At 39.9% G+C, this 17,260-nt stretch carries 14 protein-coding genes; 6 read left to right on the plus strand and 8 right to left on the minus strand.

The features are described 5' to 3' along the window. Positions 1 to 137: 137 nt before the first annotated feature. Complete coding sequence (purN, locus tag PHT93_RS06895; RefSeq protein ID WP_300241063.1) at positions 138 to 698, minus strand: phosphoribosylglycinamide formyltransferase; 561 nt, start codon at positions 696 to 698, stop codon at positions 138 to 140. Positions 699 to 851: 153 nt separating this feature from the next. Between purN and PHT93_RS06900 the strand changes: the two genes are divergently transcribed. The 3 genes from PHT93_RS06900 to rnc all read left to right on the plus strand — a co-directional run bounded on the left by PHT93_RS06900 (position 852) and on the right by rnc (position 3,204). Next, positions 852 to 1,088 (plus strand): acyl carrier protein, encoded by a 237-nt coding sequence (locus tag PHT93_RS06900; RefSeq protein ID WP_085537211.1) that lies wholly within the window; start codon positions 852 to 854, stop codon positions 1,086 to 1,088. Between the two features lie 18 nt (positions 1,089 to 1,106). Next, complete coding sequence (fabF, locus tag PHT93_RS06905; RefSeq protein WP_300241070.1) at positions 1,107 to 2,363, plus strand: beta-ketoacyl-ACP synthase II; 1,257 nt, start codon at positions 1,107 to 1,109, stop codon at positions 2,361 to 2,363. A 76-nt stretch (positions 2,364 to 2,439) separates the two neighbouring features. Further along, positions 2,440 to 3,204 carry a ribonuclease III gene (gene rnc / locus PHT93_RS06910; RefSeq protein WP_300241073.1) on the plus strand — a complete coding sequence of 255 codons (765 nt, stop codon included), beginning with the start codon at positions 2,440 to 2,442 and terminating at the stop codon, positions 3,202 to 3,204. A gap of 11 nt (positions 3,205 to 3,215) precedes the next feature. On the opposite strand, the gene PHT93_RS06915 is transcribed toward rnc, so the two are convergent. Further along, positions 3,216 to 4,325, minus strand: coding sequence for a DUF5009 domain-containing protein (locus tag PHT93_RS06915; RefSeq protein ID WP_300241076.1), 1,110 nt, complete (start codon positions 4,323 to 4,325; stop codon positions 3,216 to 3,218). 17 nt (positions 4,326 to 4,342) lie between these two features. Beyond that, positions 4,343 to 5,356 (minus strand): ATP-dependent 6-phosphofructokinase, encoded by a 1,014-nt coding sequence (locus PHT93_RS06920; protein ID WP_300241078.1) that lies wholly within the window; start codon positions 5,354 to 5,356, stop codon positions 4,343 to 4,345. An 81-nt stretch (positions 5,357 to 5,437) separates the two neighbouring features. Between PHT93_RS06920 and PHT93_RS06925 the strand changes: the two genes are divergently transcribed. Then, positions 5,438 to 6,967 (plus strand): GH3 auxin-responsive promoter family protein, encoded by a 1,530-nt coding sequence (locus PHT93_RS06925; protein WP_300241128.1) that lies wholly within the window; start codon positions 5,438 to 5,440, stop codon positions 6,965 to 6,967. Here the strand turns inward: PHT93_RS06925 and PHT93_RS06930 are convergent. Further along, entirely contained in the window at positions 6,946 to 7,701 is a 756-nt protein-coding gene (locus PHT93_RS06930; RefSeq protein ID WP_300241081.1) for a phosphatase PAP2 family protein, read from the minus strand. The genes PHT93_RS06925 and PHT93_RS06930 overlap by 22 nt on opposite strands. Before the next feature lie 244 nt (positions 7,702 to 7,945). Between PHT93_RS06930 and cysS the strand changes: the two genes are divergently transcribed. Further along, the gene (gene cysS / locus PHT93_RS06935; protein WP_300241084.1) at positions 7,946 to 9,421 is read left to right on the plus strand and encodes a cysteine--tRNA ligase; all 1,476 of its coding nucleotides are present in this window, start codon (positions 7,946 to 7,948) and stop codon (positions 9,419 to 9,421) included. Between the two features lie 6 nt (positions 9,422 to 9,427). Here the strand turns inward: cysS and PHT93_RS06940 are convergent, their stop codons facing one another. From PHT93_RS06940 to PHT93_RS06955, 4 genes are all read right to left on the minus strand, one after another. After that, positions 9,428 to 10,318, minus strand: coding sequence for a DUF3108 domain-containing protein (locus tag PHT93_RS06940; protein WP_300241087.1), 891 nt, complete (start codon positions 10,316 to 10,318; stop codon positions 9,428 to 9,430). After that, positions 10,254 to 12,158, minus strand: a complete 1,905-nt coding sequence (locus tag PHT93_RS06945) for an Ig-like domain-containing protein (RefSeq protein ID WP_300241090.1) — start codon at positions 12,156 to 12,158, stop codon at positions 10,254 to 10,256. The genes PHT93_RS06940 and PHT93_RS06945 overlap by 65 nt, the downstream gene beginning before the upstream one ends. A 76-nt stretch (positions 12,159 to 12,234) precedes the next feature. Then, positions 12,235 to 13,509, minus strand: coding sequence for a DUF2851 family protein (locus PHT93_RS06950; RefSeq protein ID WP_300241093.1), 1,275 nt, complete (start codon positions 13,507 to 13,509; stop codon positions 12,235 to 12,237). Between the two features lie 72 nt (positions 13,510 to 13,581). Next, positions 13,582 to 15,843 (minus strand): inorganic phosphate transporter, encoded by a 2,262-nt coding sequence (locus PHT93_RS06955; protein ID WP_300241095.1) that lies wholly within the window; start codon positions 15,841 to 15,843, stop codon positions 13,582 to 13,584. Positions 15,844 to 16,425: 582 nt separating this feature from the next. Between PHT93_RS06955 and PHT93_RS06960 the strand changes: the two genes are divergently transcribed. After that, a complete protein-coding gene (locus PHT93_RS06960; RefSeq protein ID WP_300241098.1) occupies positions 16,426 to 17,136 on the plus strand; it encodes a T9SS type A sorting domain-containing protein in 711 nt (236 codons plus the stop codon). Positions 17,137 to 17,260 lie beyond the last annotated feature (124 nt).

Genomic DNA, 17,260 nt, shown 5'->3' on the forward strand with positions numbered 1-17,260 from the left:
TTCAATTTCCCGTAAACAGACATTATCGTCCGGACGAAAATAACATATCCGCTATTTTTCACATATATTAAGGCTTTGGTAACTAAATCACATTTTTTTAGTCACTCTACGTATCAGTAAAAAAAGAACAGCGTAATCTAAAAAATTTCAGCTATCACACGGGGAAAATGTTCATATTCCAGCGCATGTACTTTTGCCGCAACTTCTTCCGGCGTGTCTTCAGGCAATACAGGGCATGTTGCCTGAAAAATCGTAGCTCCTTCGTCATAGTTTTCATTTACGTAATGTATTGTGATTCCGGATTCTTTCTCACCGGCAGCGACAACAGCCTCGTGCACATGCATTCCATACATCCCTTTTCCGCCGAATTTCGGAAGTAACGCAGGATGAATATTAATAATGCGGCCGGGATAAGCACGTAACAACGGTTCGGTAATCTTATTCATATAACCGGCCAGTACGATCAGATCAACACCGTATTCTTTCAGCTTGGCAAGAACAGGCTCCCCGTCACGAAAAGCTTCCCGCGAGAAAGTCAGCGAAGGTATCCCCAATCTGCGCATCCGTTCGTGAACTCCTGCACTTACGTTATTGGAAAGAACCAAAACGAGCTTAATTTTATCACTATTAGCAAAATATCGGGCGATATTTTCGGCATTACTGCCAGATCCGGAAGCGAAAACAGCTATCTTCTTCATTATTATCCTATTTTAAATGCACAAGAAAGGGGCAAATGTGCAATTTTCCGTATTTTTAGCGGATTAAATTTGTTTTGTTAGATAAAAATTGCTTTTCTTTGCACTGCAAATTTAAAAAGTATATTCATATTTATTAATCTAAATTGAAAAGTTATGTCTGAAGTTGCATCAAGAGTAAAGGCTATCATCGTTGATAAATTAAGTGTTGAAGAAACAGAAGTAACAAATGAAGCTAGCTTTACTAACGATTTAGGAGCAGACTCTCTTGACACAGTTGAATTGATTATGGAATTCGAAAAAGAATTCGGTATCTCTATTCCTGATGATCAAGCAGAAAAAATTACAACAGTTGGCGATGCCATCGCTTACGTTGAAGCAAATGCGAAGTAATCCCTTTTAATTAAAGGTATGGAATTAAAAAGAGTAGTAGTAACAGGTCTTGGTGCTATATCTCCTCTTGGTAACACCCTCTCAGAAACATGGGAGGGTCTTATTAATGGGAAAACCGGCGCCGGGCCTATTACTCAATTCGATGCATCGAAGTTTAAAACGCAGTTCGCCTGCGAAGTTAAAGGATTCGACCCACTACAATTAATGGATCGTAAGGAAGCACGCAAGTGTGACAGATATGCGCTGTTGGCACTTAGTGCAGCCGCTGAAGCAATTACAGACTCAGCCCTTGACACAGAAAAAGAAGACTTAGATCGTATCGGTGTTATTTTTGCAGCCGGTATCGGCGGTATCAAGACTTTCGAAGAAGAAGTAATGGGATATGACGAAGAACGCGGACCAAGATTTAATCCGTTCTTTATCCCTAAAATGATTTCCGACATTGCAGCAGGACAGATTTCCATGAAATATGGATTCAGAGGCCCGAATTTCGCAACAGTATCGGCTTGTGCGTCTTCAACAAATGCAATCTCTGATGCGTTCAATTACATCCGCTTAGGAAAAGCGAATGCAATTGTAACCGGAGGAGCTGAAGCTGCTATTACAAGAGCCGGAGTTGGTGGTTTCAATGCCATGAATGCCTTATCAACCCGCAATGATGATCCGGAAAGAGCATCTCGTCCATTCAGTGCAAGCCGTGATGGGTTTGTTATGGGTGAAGGAGCCGCTTGTCTTATCTTAGAAGAACTTGAACATGCTTTAGCACGTGGTGCGAAAATATATGGTGAAATCGTAGGAACAGGTATGTCTGCCGATGCATATCATCTGACAGCCTCTCATCCGGAAGGATTAGGAGCGAAATTAGTTATGAAAAATGCGTTGGAAGATGCAGGAATGAAGCCGGAAGAAATCGATTACATTAATGTACATGGAACGTCAACTCCGGTAGGAGATATCTCTGAAGCAAAAGCAATCAAGGAGGTATTCGGAGAGCATGCCTATCATCTGAATATCAGTTCTACAAAATCTATGACCGGTCATTTACTTGGTGCTGCAGGAGCCTTAGAAGCAATTGCATGTACATTGGCAGTCAAAGAAGGTATCATTCCTCCCACAATCAACCATGAGGAAGGAGATGAAGATGCAGAGATAGATTACAAGCTGAATTTTACATTCAACAAAGCACAGAAGAAAGAAATCAATGCTGCTCTTTCCAATACTTTTGGATTTGGCGGTCACAATGCAAGTATGATTGTAAAGAAATTTATAAAGTAAGGTGTTTATAAAATTATACAACAGAATAAGGCACTTCATCAATCGAACGAAGGAGCCTTATTCTTCTTTATATACAATGCTCGGCTTTTATCCCGAGAACATTCACTTATATGAACAAGCCTTTTTACACAAGTCATCGTCAATAGAAGATGACAACGGGAAATGGCTCAATAATGAACGCTTGGAATTTTTAGGTGATGCGATCTTAGATGCAGTCGTTGCGGACATTGTATATAAACATTTCCAATATGGCAGGGAAGGCTTTTTAACTAATACACGATCCAAAATTGTTCAACGGGAAACATTAAATCGGGTTGCAATAGAAATCGGATTAAACAAGAAGGTCATTTATTCTACCAAAATTAACTCTCACAATAATTACATGTATGGCAATGCGCTTGAAGCTCTGATCGGCGCAATCTATTTAGATAAGGGATATAAAGCCTGTTATAAATTTATTGATGAAGAGATCATAAAAAAGCATGTTCATTTAGACAAGATAGCGCGCAAGGAAGTTAATTTCAAATCCAGCCTGATTGAATGGAGTCAGAAAAACAAATTGGAAGTCTCATTCAATCTTATCGAATCGTTTGCTGACAATGACGGTAATCCTGTATTCCAGACGGAGGTTACTCTTTTGGATACGTCTATAGGAATAGGTATCGGATACACCAAAAAGGAATCGCAACAGAACGCGGCTAAGATGGCAATCAAAAAACTCAGAAAAGACAAAGAATTCCAGGCCTATATCTCTGAACTAAAAGAGAGGCTACAGGAAGAACAGACCTCTGAAGACAGCTTCAATGAACTTCCCGACGAAAACGAACAACAGGCGATTTAGAAATCTGTCTGTTATACTTTAAGGAATATCTTTTGTTTATACAGAAAATAAAGGAAAAACCAACATACGGTAAAGTATCCCGCATTACCGATTACTGCCCCTACTCCTTCAGGAACGTGATTGATTACTCCACCTAAAAAGAACTCGGATATTTTATTAAAATCCACAATCTTCTGGGCAAGATAAATTGTAATCGAATTCAGCCCCACAACCCGAAAAAACAGGGAATAACGATTATACCCCTTCACATCAATAATGTAATAGAACAGGGCAAATAAAATCAGGGAATAGCCCGCAAGGACACAGACAAAAGAGCTTGTCCACAACTTTTTATTAATTGGAAAGACGAGGTTCCACAAGCAACCCACAATTATAAATGCAACGGCAGCAATCAACATATATGCGACTTTCTTTTTCTGTGAACATTTATTCTCCGGAAGCTGAACCAGCTGACCGGTAAACATACCCGACAAAGCCGTAACAATCGCCGGAAGCGTACTGAATAAACCTTCCGGATCAAAGATTCCATCATTCATCCGTCCCGGAAGTAAAATCCGGTCAATAGCTCCCACTAAATTATCTTCAAACGAGAATGGAGTGGACGACGCAGGAACTAACCACATAGTCAACCAATAACCTACAAGAATAAAAACGGAAATAGAAACAGTTGTCTTTGTATTGAATTTAACAAACAATAAAGCGGCAAACATCCAGGCTAAGCCAATACGCGCTAATACACTGGCATAACGCATATTCTCAAAATCCAACTTAAAAATTCCATTATAGACAAAGCCCAGCAATACAAGCGTAATACCGCGCTTCACTATCTTGGTATATATCTCCTGTTCTGTTTTTCCTCCCGCACGTTGCTTTGCCAATGAAAAGGGAAAAGAAATACCGGCAACAAAAAGAAATAAGGGGAATATAGTATCATGATGCGTCAAGCCGTTCCATTCAACATGAGACATCTGATCTTTCAGCCACATCATTACTGAAGAATCCGGGAAAAGGTTACAAACGGCGACAATCACTCCGGCCAGTCCCATAATAAAAAACATATCAAATCCCCTGAGAGCATCTAACGACATTAATCTGACGTTCTTCTTTTCTTGTGTTTTCATGTGTATTTTTCTTGATTTTATCGTCCAAAAGAAATTCCCATCCGCTGTCCCTGCAAAATGAGATCATGTTCAGGAGTAACTACTTTCAATTTGCCGGCCACTTCTGATAAAGGAATCGATTCCACCGTATCTCCTTTCATACAAACCATACGTCCGTATTGTTTATTTGCGATCAGTTCTGTTGCATGCCCACCTAAGCGGGTAGCCAGATTGCGATCGAACGGAGAAGGATTTCCTCCGCGTTGTATATAACCTAATACCGTTTCGCGCGTTTCAATTCCGGTTACAGCTTCAATTTGTTTGGTAATATAGTCCACCGGACGCTTACGATTGGGAGAATCTATCCCTTCGGCAACAACAACAATCGAATAAGGTTTGCCTTTTTTAGCTCGTTCCCAGATTGAATTGGTAACGGCTTCCAAGTCGTATCCCAACTCGGGAAGCAGAATCACATCAGCTCCTCCGGCCATTCCTGCGTACAACGCAATCCAACCCGCATGATGCCCCATAACCTCAACCACCATCACCCGCTTATGCGAACTGGCCGTAGAGTGCAAGCGGTCGATTGCTTCTGTCGCGATATTCACAGCCGTATCAAAACCGAATGTTATATCCGTACCCCATATATCATTATCGATTGTTTTCGGAACCCCAACGACATTCAATCCCAGATTCACCAATAAATTTGCCGTTTTTTGTGTGCCGTTCCCTCCGATACAAACCACACAGTCCAATCCTAACTCCTTATAGTTATTACGAAGAATCTCAACCTTTTCTGAATCGGGGATTTCAAGCTGTTTGCGCAAAGGTTTTTCGCGCGATGTACCGAGAATAGTACCCCCGAGATTTAATATCCCCGACAATGTTTTCTCATCAAACTCCTGTATATCTTTATTGATAATTCCCGCAAAACCGCTATGAATACCGATTACCTCCATTCCATAATGCATGATTGCCGTTTTGCCGACTCCTCGTATTGTTGCGTTTATTCCGGGACAGTCTCCGCCCGAAGAAAGGATGCCAATTTTCATTGTAACTGTATTTTAGTATATAACAAAGATATAAATAAAAAGAGAATGCCTACATTTGCACCCGGACAATTAAAACAGAGCATGGACATTTTAACAAAAACGATCTCTTTGTTTTTCCGACATAGGCTAAATGATATTGATTTATTTGCTTCACACGCTGATCAGATACAAAACAGACAACTAAAGAGCCTTTTATCTACCGCCCGTAATACGGAATGGGGTAAGAAATATGATTATAAGTCAATCTCTTCCTACCAAGCTTTTAAAGAACATATTCCCCTTCAAACATACGAAGAAATCAAACCCTTTGTCAATAGAATGATAAATGGAGAGAAGAATATTCTCTGGCCTTCGACAGTAAGATGGTATGCTAAGAGTAGCGGAACAACCAATGATCGCAGTAAGTTCCTGCCTGTAACAAAAGAGATACTAAAAGGATGCCATTATAAAGGCGGTTTTGATAGTGTTGCCCTCTATTTGAGGAATAACCCGCAAAGCCGCTTCTTCGCAGGAAAAGGGCTGATACTTGGCGGTAGTCATAGTCCGTCGCCCCTAAATAAAGAATCTCATTGCGGAGATCTGTCGGCCGTTTTACTACAAAACCTGAATCCTCTCATCAATTATATCCGCGTCCCTTCAAAGAAAATCATCCTGATGGATGAATGGGAAAGCAAAATCAAAGCAATTGTAGAAAATACGTATAATAAGAATGTAAACAACCTCTCCGGCGTTCCATCCTGGATGTTAGTGCTGATCAAGGCAATTCTTCAGAAAACAGGCAAACAAGACCTGACCGAAGTCTGGCCTGACATTGAAGTGTTTTTTCACGGTGGAATTAGTTTCGAGCCGTACAGAGAACAATACAAGTCGCTTATACCTACAGAAAAGATGCATTATGTAGAAACCTACAATGCTTCAGAAGGTTTTTTCGGCATCCAGAGTGATCTGACAGATCAAAGTATGTTGCTAATGCTTGACTATGGCATTTTCTACGAGTTCATCCCGGTGAATGATCTGGAGTCTGCGAACCCCACAGCATTGCCTTTAGAAGCGGTTGAAACTGGCAAGAATTATGCGATGGTCATTACCACTTCGGGAGGCTTATGGAGGTATCTGATCGGAGATACGGTTCGTTTCACATCTGTACACCCGTATAAGTTTGTGATCTCAGGCCGGACAAAGCATTATATCAATGCCTTCGGTGAGGAATTGATGATCGACAATGCAGACAAAGCGCTGAGTTTAACTTGCAAAGAGACCAATGCCGTCCTGAAAGAATATACAGTTGCCCCTTTATTTCTTTTAGATAAAGCGAAAGGAAGACACCAGTGGTTTATTGAGTTCGAGCAAGAGCCTTCAATTTCGATTGCGGAATTTACGTCTGTTTTAGACAATCATCTGAAAGAATTGAATTCTGATTATGACGCCAAACGCTACAAGGATATTTCACTCACGATTCCGGAAGTGATCTTCGCTAAACCAGGGGTATTCTATCATTGGCTTAAAGAAAAAGGAAAACTTGGCGGTCAACATAAAATTCCACGCCTGAATAATGACCGGACACACATAGAGGAACTGCTGGCAATCAATCAGAATTTAAATGACAAATAAACGCCTCCCCCGTCAGGCGTGATCGAGGGCGCGATAACCAAGTTTCCTGCAGCCCGCCTATTAACCCGTTTTGCGATTGCATTGCGAATGGGGAAATAGACTAAATAAGACAACTCAACAGATAAGACACCTATACCTGCTCCGGCAAATACATCAGCCACCCAATGGCGGTTATTGTGCACTCTTAAAGCACCCACAAAGGTAGCCATTGCGTAGCCTGAATAGGCCAGTACAGGGGCAGTATCCTTAAACTCCTTATAAGCCAAATGCGCCCCCAAAAAGGCATTGGCTGTATGTCCCGAAGGAAAAGAGTAAGGAGCTCCGTCAGGACGTATTTCTTTCACCGTATTCTTTAGTCCATGTATCATTCCGGCATTAAAACCTTCGGCCAGCGTAAGCAAGAACAGTTGATCTACGAAGTTATGCTTTTCTTCAGCCAATAAATCACAAACAAAGACCCATCCGAACATCCCCCATTCCATATAGTCATCGATCCGTATCTTATTAACGGAATCCTTCCGCGAGATCAGATGAAAATCCTGCCAACCGTCGATAGCAGTACCAAGTGCACCTACTGTAATCAGTGAAGCCGGCAGAATTAATTGCTTAGCATGAAAGGTATAAGGCGTAACCGCCAAACTATCTGTGGACACGGAAGCAAATCCTTTTAAGGTAAAAAAGGAGGTAAGGAGCAACAGCAGATATATTCTCACAGCTATACAATAATATTTCATGCCTGCAAAGATATAAACCTGCCACTGAATTACGCCCTTTTCAGAAAAAATAAAAGGAGCTTAGAGACGAAATTTGAGGCGCTTCAAAATTTGAAAATATACTTTCAATCTTATTTGCCCTCTTTGTTTTAGTTGGTGTTCAGGCTTCATCCGATCATGAGATAGTATATTTTTATATGGCGCGTCTATAAATCCGCATTTTTGTGTAAGTTTGTGTCTGTTATTAAAGAATAGAGGAAGAATTATGGAACATCCGTTGAATATTTACAACACATTGACCCGGAAGAAAGAACAGTTTGTACCCTTGCATGCTCCGCATGTCGGAATGTATGTTTGCGGACCAACGGTTTATGGAGATGGACATTTAGGACACGCTCGTCCGGCCATTACGTTTGATATTCTGTTTCGATATTTACGTCATTTAGGTTATAAGGTTCGCTATGTTCGTAACATTACAGATGTAGGACACTTAGAACATGATGCTGACAGTGGTGAAGATAAGATAGCTAAGAAAGCGCGCTTAGAACAGCTTGAGCCGATGGAAGTTGTGCAATATTATCTCAATCGCTATCATAAGGCAATGGATGCACTCAATGTGCTTCCTCCCAGCATCGAGCCGCATGCTTCCGGACATATTATAGAACAGATCGAATTAGTCAGAACCATATTAGAAAATGGCTTTGCTTATGAAAGCGAAGGTTCTGTATATTTTGACGTTGAGAAATACAATAAGAAACATCACTACGGTGTCCTTTCCGGACGTAATATTGAAGATATGCTTAATACCACCCGTGAGTTAGACGGGCAGGACGAGAAGCATAATCCGATTGATTTTGCCCTTTGGAAGAAGGCACAACCGGAACATATCATGCGCTGGCCATCACCTTGGGGTATTGGTTTTCCGGGATGGCATTGCGAATGTACGGCGATGGGTAAGAAATACCTTGGCGAACATTTTGACATACACGGAGGAGGGATGGATTTAGTTTTTCCACACCACGAATGCGAGATAGCGCAAGCGGTGGCATCGCAGGGAGACGACATGGTGCATTATTGGATGCATAATAATATGATTACGGTAAACGGGCAGAAGATGGGAAAATCATTAGGTAATTTCATCACACTTGATGAGTTCTTTACCGGAAATCATAAAATGCTTCATCAGGCATATTCTCCAATGACGATTCGCTTCTTTATTCTCCAGGCGCATTATCGTAGCACGGTCGATTTCAGTAATGAAGCGCTTCAGGCCTCTGATAAAGGTTTATCACGTCTGTTGGATGCCTATGCAAGCTTAAAAAAGCTTACACCATCAGAGACTACGACCGTTGAGATAAACGGTATTCGTTCTAAATGCTATGATGCACTTAATGACGACTTAAATACTCCGATCGTAATCTCTCACTTGTTTGATGCCGCGCGAGCTATTAATACGGTAAAAGACGGAAAGGGAACGATCAACGTAGCAGATCTGAAGGAACTACAGGAAGTATTCGATCTCTTTCTCTTTGATTTGCTTGGTATTCTCCCGGAGACATCTGCGGGAGGCAATGCGAATGAGGCCTTTGGCAAAGCAATGGACTTATTGCTGACCATCCGTCAGCAGGCAAAACAGAATAAAGACTGGGCTACTTCAGACAAGATCAGGAATGAACTGACAGAAATCGGATTTGAAATAAAAGACACAAAAGACGGCGCTGAATGGAAGTTAGGGAAATAAACCTCCCTACCTTCTGCCTTTCGGCATTTCTATACGGCAATTAAGGGGATATTTTAATCCTGAGGAGGATGTATAGTAAGCTTCTGCCGCACCCAACTTTAACTTAGCCCTCAACCGTACGGGTATCCGGTTTTCATCATCTCCTATCCATATCTCAGCAGCGGATTCACCCTGCTCAAAAACTTCATCAAAGATATCCATAGAGAAATGACGGGTTTTAAATTTGGCATTATCACGTTCCAGAATAGCCTGGCCTTTATAAAGGAATCCCACATTTACCACATCTCTTCCGATCATCACTTTGAAAGAAAAGCGATCTCCGGTTTGCATTTTGTCATAATCCAGAGAGCGTAAATACAGCAGGGAACTCATCATATCGAAAGTACATCCCTCAGATGTCAGGACCGTATCAATCCTGACACGGGTAGGAGTATAACGCAAAGAGTGTGCAGAAACATGGTCATCAGTATAAGAAAATTCTATTCTGTCTATCGAATAATATCCTCCTTCATTCGAGTGCTTACCCGAGCGAAACAAAACCATGTTTTCATCATGAAAACTGGCTAACGTATCCCGCATTTTATAAATCGACTCAAACATACCGGTCGTACGAAACAATAACCGAGAACTATGCCCCAGCTTATTGTCTTCATTGGTTTTGTGAAAGTCAATAGATGCTTGTCCGGCTTTGGGCATCAGAATACCCCATTTAAAATAAAGAACATAATTTACTTTCTCTCCGTCCGTAAACGGTTGGTTGTTAAAACGGCATTGCCCGAAGGCATATTGTTGCAAGCAAAGCAGCAGACATATAACGAGATACAGATTCTTTTTAGAACTGTATGCCTGACATACCCGAACTGCTGTTCGAAGACGATTTGTTTTGTGTTCCTTCATTCTTATAGTCTCTCTTCTTTTTGGTTACTTCTTTCGGTTTATTCTTAGTGATTTCCATTGGCTTCTGACGGACAACAGGCGTAGATAACACATCCCAGGTTTCTTCTACGTCCCAATTCTGCATCACATCAAAAAGCTTCGGATAATAATAGACTTTTTCCGGTTGTAATTTCTCCGCATAATTACCGGTATCCCATTCTCCATTCCCGTTTACATCAACAATTAACCGAGCATAATACTTGTCCGGTTTCAAATCCATAAACAAGACTCCCCCATCTTTAACCATTGCTTTTCGAACCGGCGCATCGGTACTATTCAACAATTCAACAAAACCCGGAGAATTCAATCCTTGTATATTTACATATAAATTACCATAATCCTCCTTTTTCTTAATTCTGAACTTAGCAGAAAAAGGATCATTCCATTTCGAATAGACACTCTTTATTTGGGCAGAATCCACTTCAAGTCTGTATTCTTCGTCATAATTCCATTTCCGGCGAATATAGTAGGCTAAAGAATTCGTTGTATCCTGAAAGAAATCGAATTCAACCGGCATCCATACGGAATCCTTCATTTGATCTAACACAAAATATTCCGAAGAAACGTCAAATACAGGTTCTGTAAATTCCACATGAATCGTATCAAAGATATCCATTGAAGATGGAGCATAAATATTCATACCTAAAGCAAGCGGTTTAGCCTCTTCGTCATCCTTCTTTTTACGTTCATTGGCACGACGGCGCATAACAAACTGTAATGTATCTGTCTGCGCTTGCAGAACATTCAGCGAATCACTTTTCGGGTAAGTCAGTTCAAAAGACAATGTATCCTTAATCAAAAGTGAAGGATCCGTAATCCAATAATTAATAACAGCCTGATCGTCCATTGTCTGCACATAATACCAGGCACTATCGGATGGCGTAAAGTCTAATGGAACGGGAACAGGAATCGTGTCTAAAGGTGCATTAAACGTCAGTACCCCCAAATGTTCCTGCGGACGTTCGGTTTTCTGCAAATATTGCCTTTCAAAGTTCTCTTTAAATAAGAACAACTCGATATCATCAGGTAGAAAATGTGTATAAGGAACGACAAGAACGGTATCAACGGTCAATGTGTCTTTCCAGATCGTATCTTGCCTTGTGGAAAATTCGAAAGTCGGAGAGAATGTAGAATCATTAAATGCGATTTCCTCGCCGGGCTGGTCAAATTTAAAATCACGGTTTGCATCATTCAAAGCAAAAATCCGATACGTTCCCTCACTAAGATTACGAATCGTAAACCGTCCTTTATCATTTGTTTTACTGGTACGTAGAAATGGTGTTTTAACAAAAGCAGAATCTTCTAAATTATTATGTATTCCCACAATAATACCCGGCATCGGCTCCAGATCCGCTGCATTTAGTAATATTCCGGACACCTCAAGCGTATCAATGACATCTCCTGTAGAGAAAGCGAATGTAAAGTTTTCTAACACATTCTTTTCATTATTATCCGCAACCGAATTAGTAAAGTCTATTGTATAAGTAGTATTCTCCTTCAAACTATCTTTCAATTCTACCAGAATCCGGTTACCTGTTGGACGGATTACCGGCATAACTAATTGGGGAGGGGTGATAATCACATTCTCGGAGGGCTGTTCTACCTGAATCAATTCATCAAACACAAGCTCTATTTTATTGCCTTTAAAGTTCGTTTGGTTCAACTCAGGCATACTGCTGATCATTTTAGGAGGAGTTTCATCATAAGGCCCTCCATTAGGCGAAGCTATATTAGCGCATGAATAAAACAACAGGCACAAAGGCAAAGCCAATAAACAGTATCTTATATTGCTGTATTTCATTTATTTTCAATTTCAAAGAGCAAAAATAGAGAAAATACCGTCATCCCCCCATTAGTTCGGGACGAAATAATATTTCTTAACGACAATGAGGATTCTTCAGATAATAGTAACCTATGCGACAATACATGCACTTCTTCTTCTCGCAATAGTCACGTTTGAGTTGAATAACGGCCTGTGAGTCGGCTGCATTGCGTATTTGTAGGCCTGCATTTGTAAACAGACGCACTATCGAATTTTGTTCTGCTGGGATACGTTCTTGTATTTGTATCGCACGTTCACAAAATTCGGGTTTGTTTTTTTTCTTACCGTAAGCAAAAAACAAGGAAGCAACCGTATTTATTATCAGAATATGAATCGCATTTTCGCCTATAGGTTTAGGATGGGAAGAAGAGGCGCGTTGGAAATTATAATGTGTCAACCAATATTCCGAAGGCTGAAACCGAAAGAAATTTTTGATTTCATTCAATGTGTTTGCTTCTAATAATTGGGAAAACAACGTATCGTAAGTAAACCAGAGCATCCCTAATTGTGCCAGTCGAATGTGCGGAAAACTAACAGGCCGTGTACGAAGGCTCTTAATGCGTGAAGCGTCCAACGGTTTAAGCTTAAATTTATGAGCAAGAAACTGGTATTCCCGTCTTAGCAAGCGATAATACTCATCTCCGTCTTCCGCATTGAGCAGTCCTGCCTGTCCGAACAAGAATGCTTCAACCTGAGAAATACTGTGTCTGTGTTTTTGGATATAACGGAGAGGCAGGCTACAGGCCAATTGCTGAAAAGCATCACAATTAAGTCCAAATCCGAAATTACGGGTAAGCAGAATATAAAACACCTCATTCCAATCTTGTCCGTGCTGATCAAGGAGTACAAGAACATCTTGTGTTTTACGCTCTAATCGTTCACCGGCAAGGGCATTTAACCAGGAAGAGAGCAGAAAAGAATCCGTTTCTTTTATCACTCGTGCACAGGGTAAAAGATTTTCGGAAGTTAACAAAGACTGACTATTTTCTCTTATATGTTCAGGAACCGGCAGAAGTAGTTGTGGAATTGGTTGACCGTCCTGCCGATAGATCTGCGCATCGTTTTTTTCTGTCACATGCAGTATTACGGCATCATAAGCCTTGTCTTTATCATGCCCATGTTTAATCCAGTCGGACGCCCGATCGTGAATTTCTACGCTTCCCGCCCAAACGGTATCGTCAATTTTGATTTTTGCATTAAAGAAATCCGGTCCCGCATTCGTATTTTGTAATCCGGGATCGATGATGGAAATTTCTCTCCCATCTGTAGTCTTTAATATTGCAGAAGAATATAGCCTGTATTTCCAGACATAATGCAACAAACGTTCCATTGGTATTCATAGTTAAGATTTCGGCCGCAAAACTAACTCATTTTCCTGAGTCTGACTACTGAACTGAGTTTTTTAGCGTTCGATCTGGAACTTACGGCTCACTTTCATCAGATTGGTTGAGAAAAGAACTACATTCTTAGTCTCTTGTATCATATTCAGATAAACCATACTCACTTTCGTACTTCCGGTCTGGCCTTGCAGACGACGCAGCTCTTCTTTATTTAGTAAGACCAGATCGCGGGTGAGAGCGGATGATTCGTGCACCAAATCTTTGAAGGAGGAATAATCATTCTGAATCAGCTTATCCGCACATTTTTGTAAATAGTCACAAATACGATCCACAGCTGCGCCCAAATCCTGCTTTTGCACATCACTAAGCGGATTAAAGTGATTATCGATATGATCACGGCAGGGTTCTGCCATACGGCGAATACTATAAATCAATTCGCTCGAAAAATCATTTCCCTGATAGTAGTATAATCCTTTTTCTACAGCGATATCGTGATCAAGTTGGCTAACACCCAACGTTCCGACACGTTTAACCTGTTTGATATGTATCTTCTTTTCTTCAATTTCATGAAGGGACTGTCGTAAATCTTTCAGGTTTTCGTCCATAAATCCGCGAACTACTTTATATAATGTATCCTTCGCAAACAACAAGGTTGAGTTCAGTTCATTACGACTCAACTCACGAAAGAGAGCAAGTGCTTCATTCGTATCGGTTGCCGTCTGTAATTTTTCGACTGTAGAGTTAACTTCTTCCTGCAATGCTGCTTTTCTCTGTCTCTTTTTATACATTAGATGACTGTGGATCAATATATAGATCGCAATACCAACCATCCCTATCATAGCAGCAAATCCTCCGAAATAAATAATCAATGCTACCACAAAACAGAAAAGGAAAGCTGCTCCTGCGGTAATAAACCATCCTGCAACAACAGCAATCACTCCGGTTATACGGTACACCGCGCTCTCACGCCCCCAGGCTCTATCTGCCAGTGATGTACCCATCGCAACCATGAATGCAACATAAGTAGTGGACAACGGCAGCTTGAAAGAAGTTCCCAATGCAATTAAGAGCGCTGCTAAAACAACATTCACCGAAGCCCTGACCATATCGAAACTAACCCCCTTTTCTTCTTCGGGAACTTCCACACTGACAAATCGGGAGTCGATCCATTCAAGAACAGAGGGGGGTATTATACTTATAATCGAGGAGAACATATTGGTAGTAGTACGAACTAATTTTCGCGCAATAGAGGAGGTACCAAAATTCTCCGTTCCTTCTTTTTGTCGAGATAAGTCTATTGATGTTTTTACCACATTATGTACTTTCTTTGATGTCGTCAGAGAAATCACCATAATAACTCCTGCACCTACAAGAAAATACCAGGGAGTTTCTGCGGACTCGGTCAGAGATTCCATTAAGAATGTGTCGGGAGAAACGGCACCACTTTGGCTAACCAAATCAATATAGGATGAATAAGCCGCCATTGGAATACCGATAAAATTGACCAGATCATTACCGGCAAATGCTAATGCCAATGAAAAAGTTCCTAAAAGGACAATTACCTTAAAAACATTTACTTTCAGCCAATACAAGATTTGCATCAAAATAGTAAAGGCAACAAAACAATAAAGAACTATTTTTTCTGATTGAGCATAAATAGAAGCCTTTAGCTCTGCAGTCATAAAAGTAACATCTTTCAACCCCTTTATAAGCATGAAATATACAATTGCTGTAGCAGCAGCACCTGCAAAAACAGCCGCAAAATATTTACTTTGCTTTTTATAGTTAAAGGTGAATATAATCCGGGTTAGAAATTGAACAATCATCCCAAACAGGAAAGCGATCGCAACAGAAAGGAATATGGCGAGAATCATTGTAAAGGCCTTTTCTGTATTCAACAATTCCCCCAGATTCAAAAGTCCGTTTGAATTCGATATCTTAACCAATGCTACAGCCACTGAGGCTCCAAGCAGTTCAAAAACAAGGGAGACTGTGGTAGATGTCGGCAGACCTAAGGAGTTAAAGATATCCAGCAACACCATATCTGTAAGCATCACAGCCAACAGAATACACATAATCTCCGTAAAGTAGAAATGTTGGGGTTGGTATATCCCATGTCTTGCGACATCCATCATCCCGTTGGAAAGCGTAGCTCCGATCAATATACCAAGAGCAGAAATAACCATGACTGTTCTGAAAGAAGCAGCTTTGGCGCCGAGAGCAGAGTTCAAAAAGTTAGAGGCATCATTGGTGACACCGACTGATAAATCAAAGATTGCTAAAATAAAAAGGCAGATTAAAAATACTAAATAGATAGTCTCCATCCAAAAATAGTTATTCAATTTGTGAGCAAATGTCTGAAACGTATATTTCGGTCAGGTTGCAATTATATTACAAACCTATTACATTCGCATATCTATTGTGATCGCCAGACTCTTATATGCATTTTTTTTTGCTGATACTGAATAATATTTATTTTGAAGCTCTTCTATTTATAAATACATAATGGGATACATTCAAATTAAAAAGTTCAATAACTATTTCCAATAACAGTTAGAGGCTGTTTTGAATTTTACGAATCTTTTTTATATTGTTTGTAACTCTTTCATGCTCTTTCATTTGAAATTTTAGATGCGTTTGCTCTGAGCTATTGGTTTGAAACTATATAAACGAAAGAAAAATGATCTTAAGCGCTTTTGAAGTGCGTAAGCAAAATGGTTAAAATAGTTTCTTTTTGTCTTGTATTCATATGTTTCGCCAAGTACCAAATCAGGTATAAAAAAAATAGAGAATAAATTCAAAACAGATTCTTAGTTAAGCTTTTCTTATTTTCACACGGGAATATTTATTCTGTTTCAAATTAATTCATTAATATTGCACTATGTATTCTATTAAATCACAATAAAATGTTACAAATCAAACGGTTAATTCTGTTTCTATTCGGATTTCTCTTTATTTTATCAAGTCAAATTCTTCATGCGGAGGATAAATCATACCAAGATTTAATCAAACTATTCAACACGTCAAAAACAGAGGTATTCAAACAAGCAGAAGCAGAGGGGAAATATATATTTTTATTTGCAGGCAGAATTGGTTGTAAAAAATGTATTGAGACTTTAGAAAGTATAAACGCAGAAAGCAACAAATCAATATTAGAAAAAGAATATGTATTATGGTACATTGACTGGGACAAAGTCAGTAACACGACAAACCTGACTATAGAAGGCAAAAATTATGTTGAAGAGGCAAAAAGAAAAGGGATTGAAGATTTACCAGCTTTGTTTATCATTAATCCTTATGAGCCAGAGGAATCTGTCTCTTTTGTTTCAGGGTGGAATAACGAAAAAGAGATCAATACTCTTCTAACATCTCAGGGGAGACCTGTTTCTAATGAAATGATTGAGACTACATCTGTCAACATTTCTCTATCAGGTAATCTTTTATACATATCAAATAATATTTTATGTGAAACGGTCAGTATTTATACAATTACAGGTCAAAAAGTCACTTCTTTTGCGAAAGAGACAACAGAAACTGTAAATGCAAAAATTTTACCTAAGGGAATTCTTATAATCAAAAGTTCTGCAGGATGGAACACAAAAATTCTCAATAAATAAGAATAACAAAAAGCGCCTATACAATTTATACAGAGAATGTCCGTTAAAATTAAGGCGTAAGTATTACCTTTGCGTGCATATTTTGTTTTTGGGAAATATTTAACAAGCAAATAGTTAACTCGTT

The sequence above is a fragment of the Massilibacteroides sp. genome (assembly GCF_028705895.1).
Classification (GTDB): domain Bacteria; phylum Bacteroidota; class Bacteroidia; order Bacteroidales; family Tannerellaceae; genus Massilibacteroides.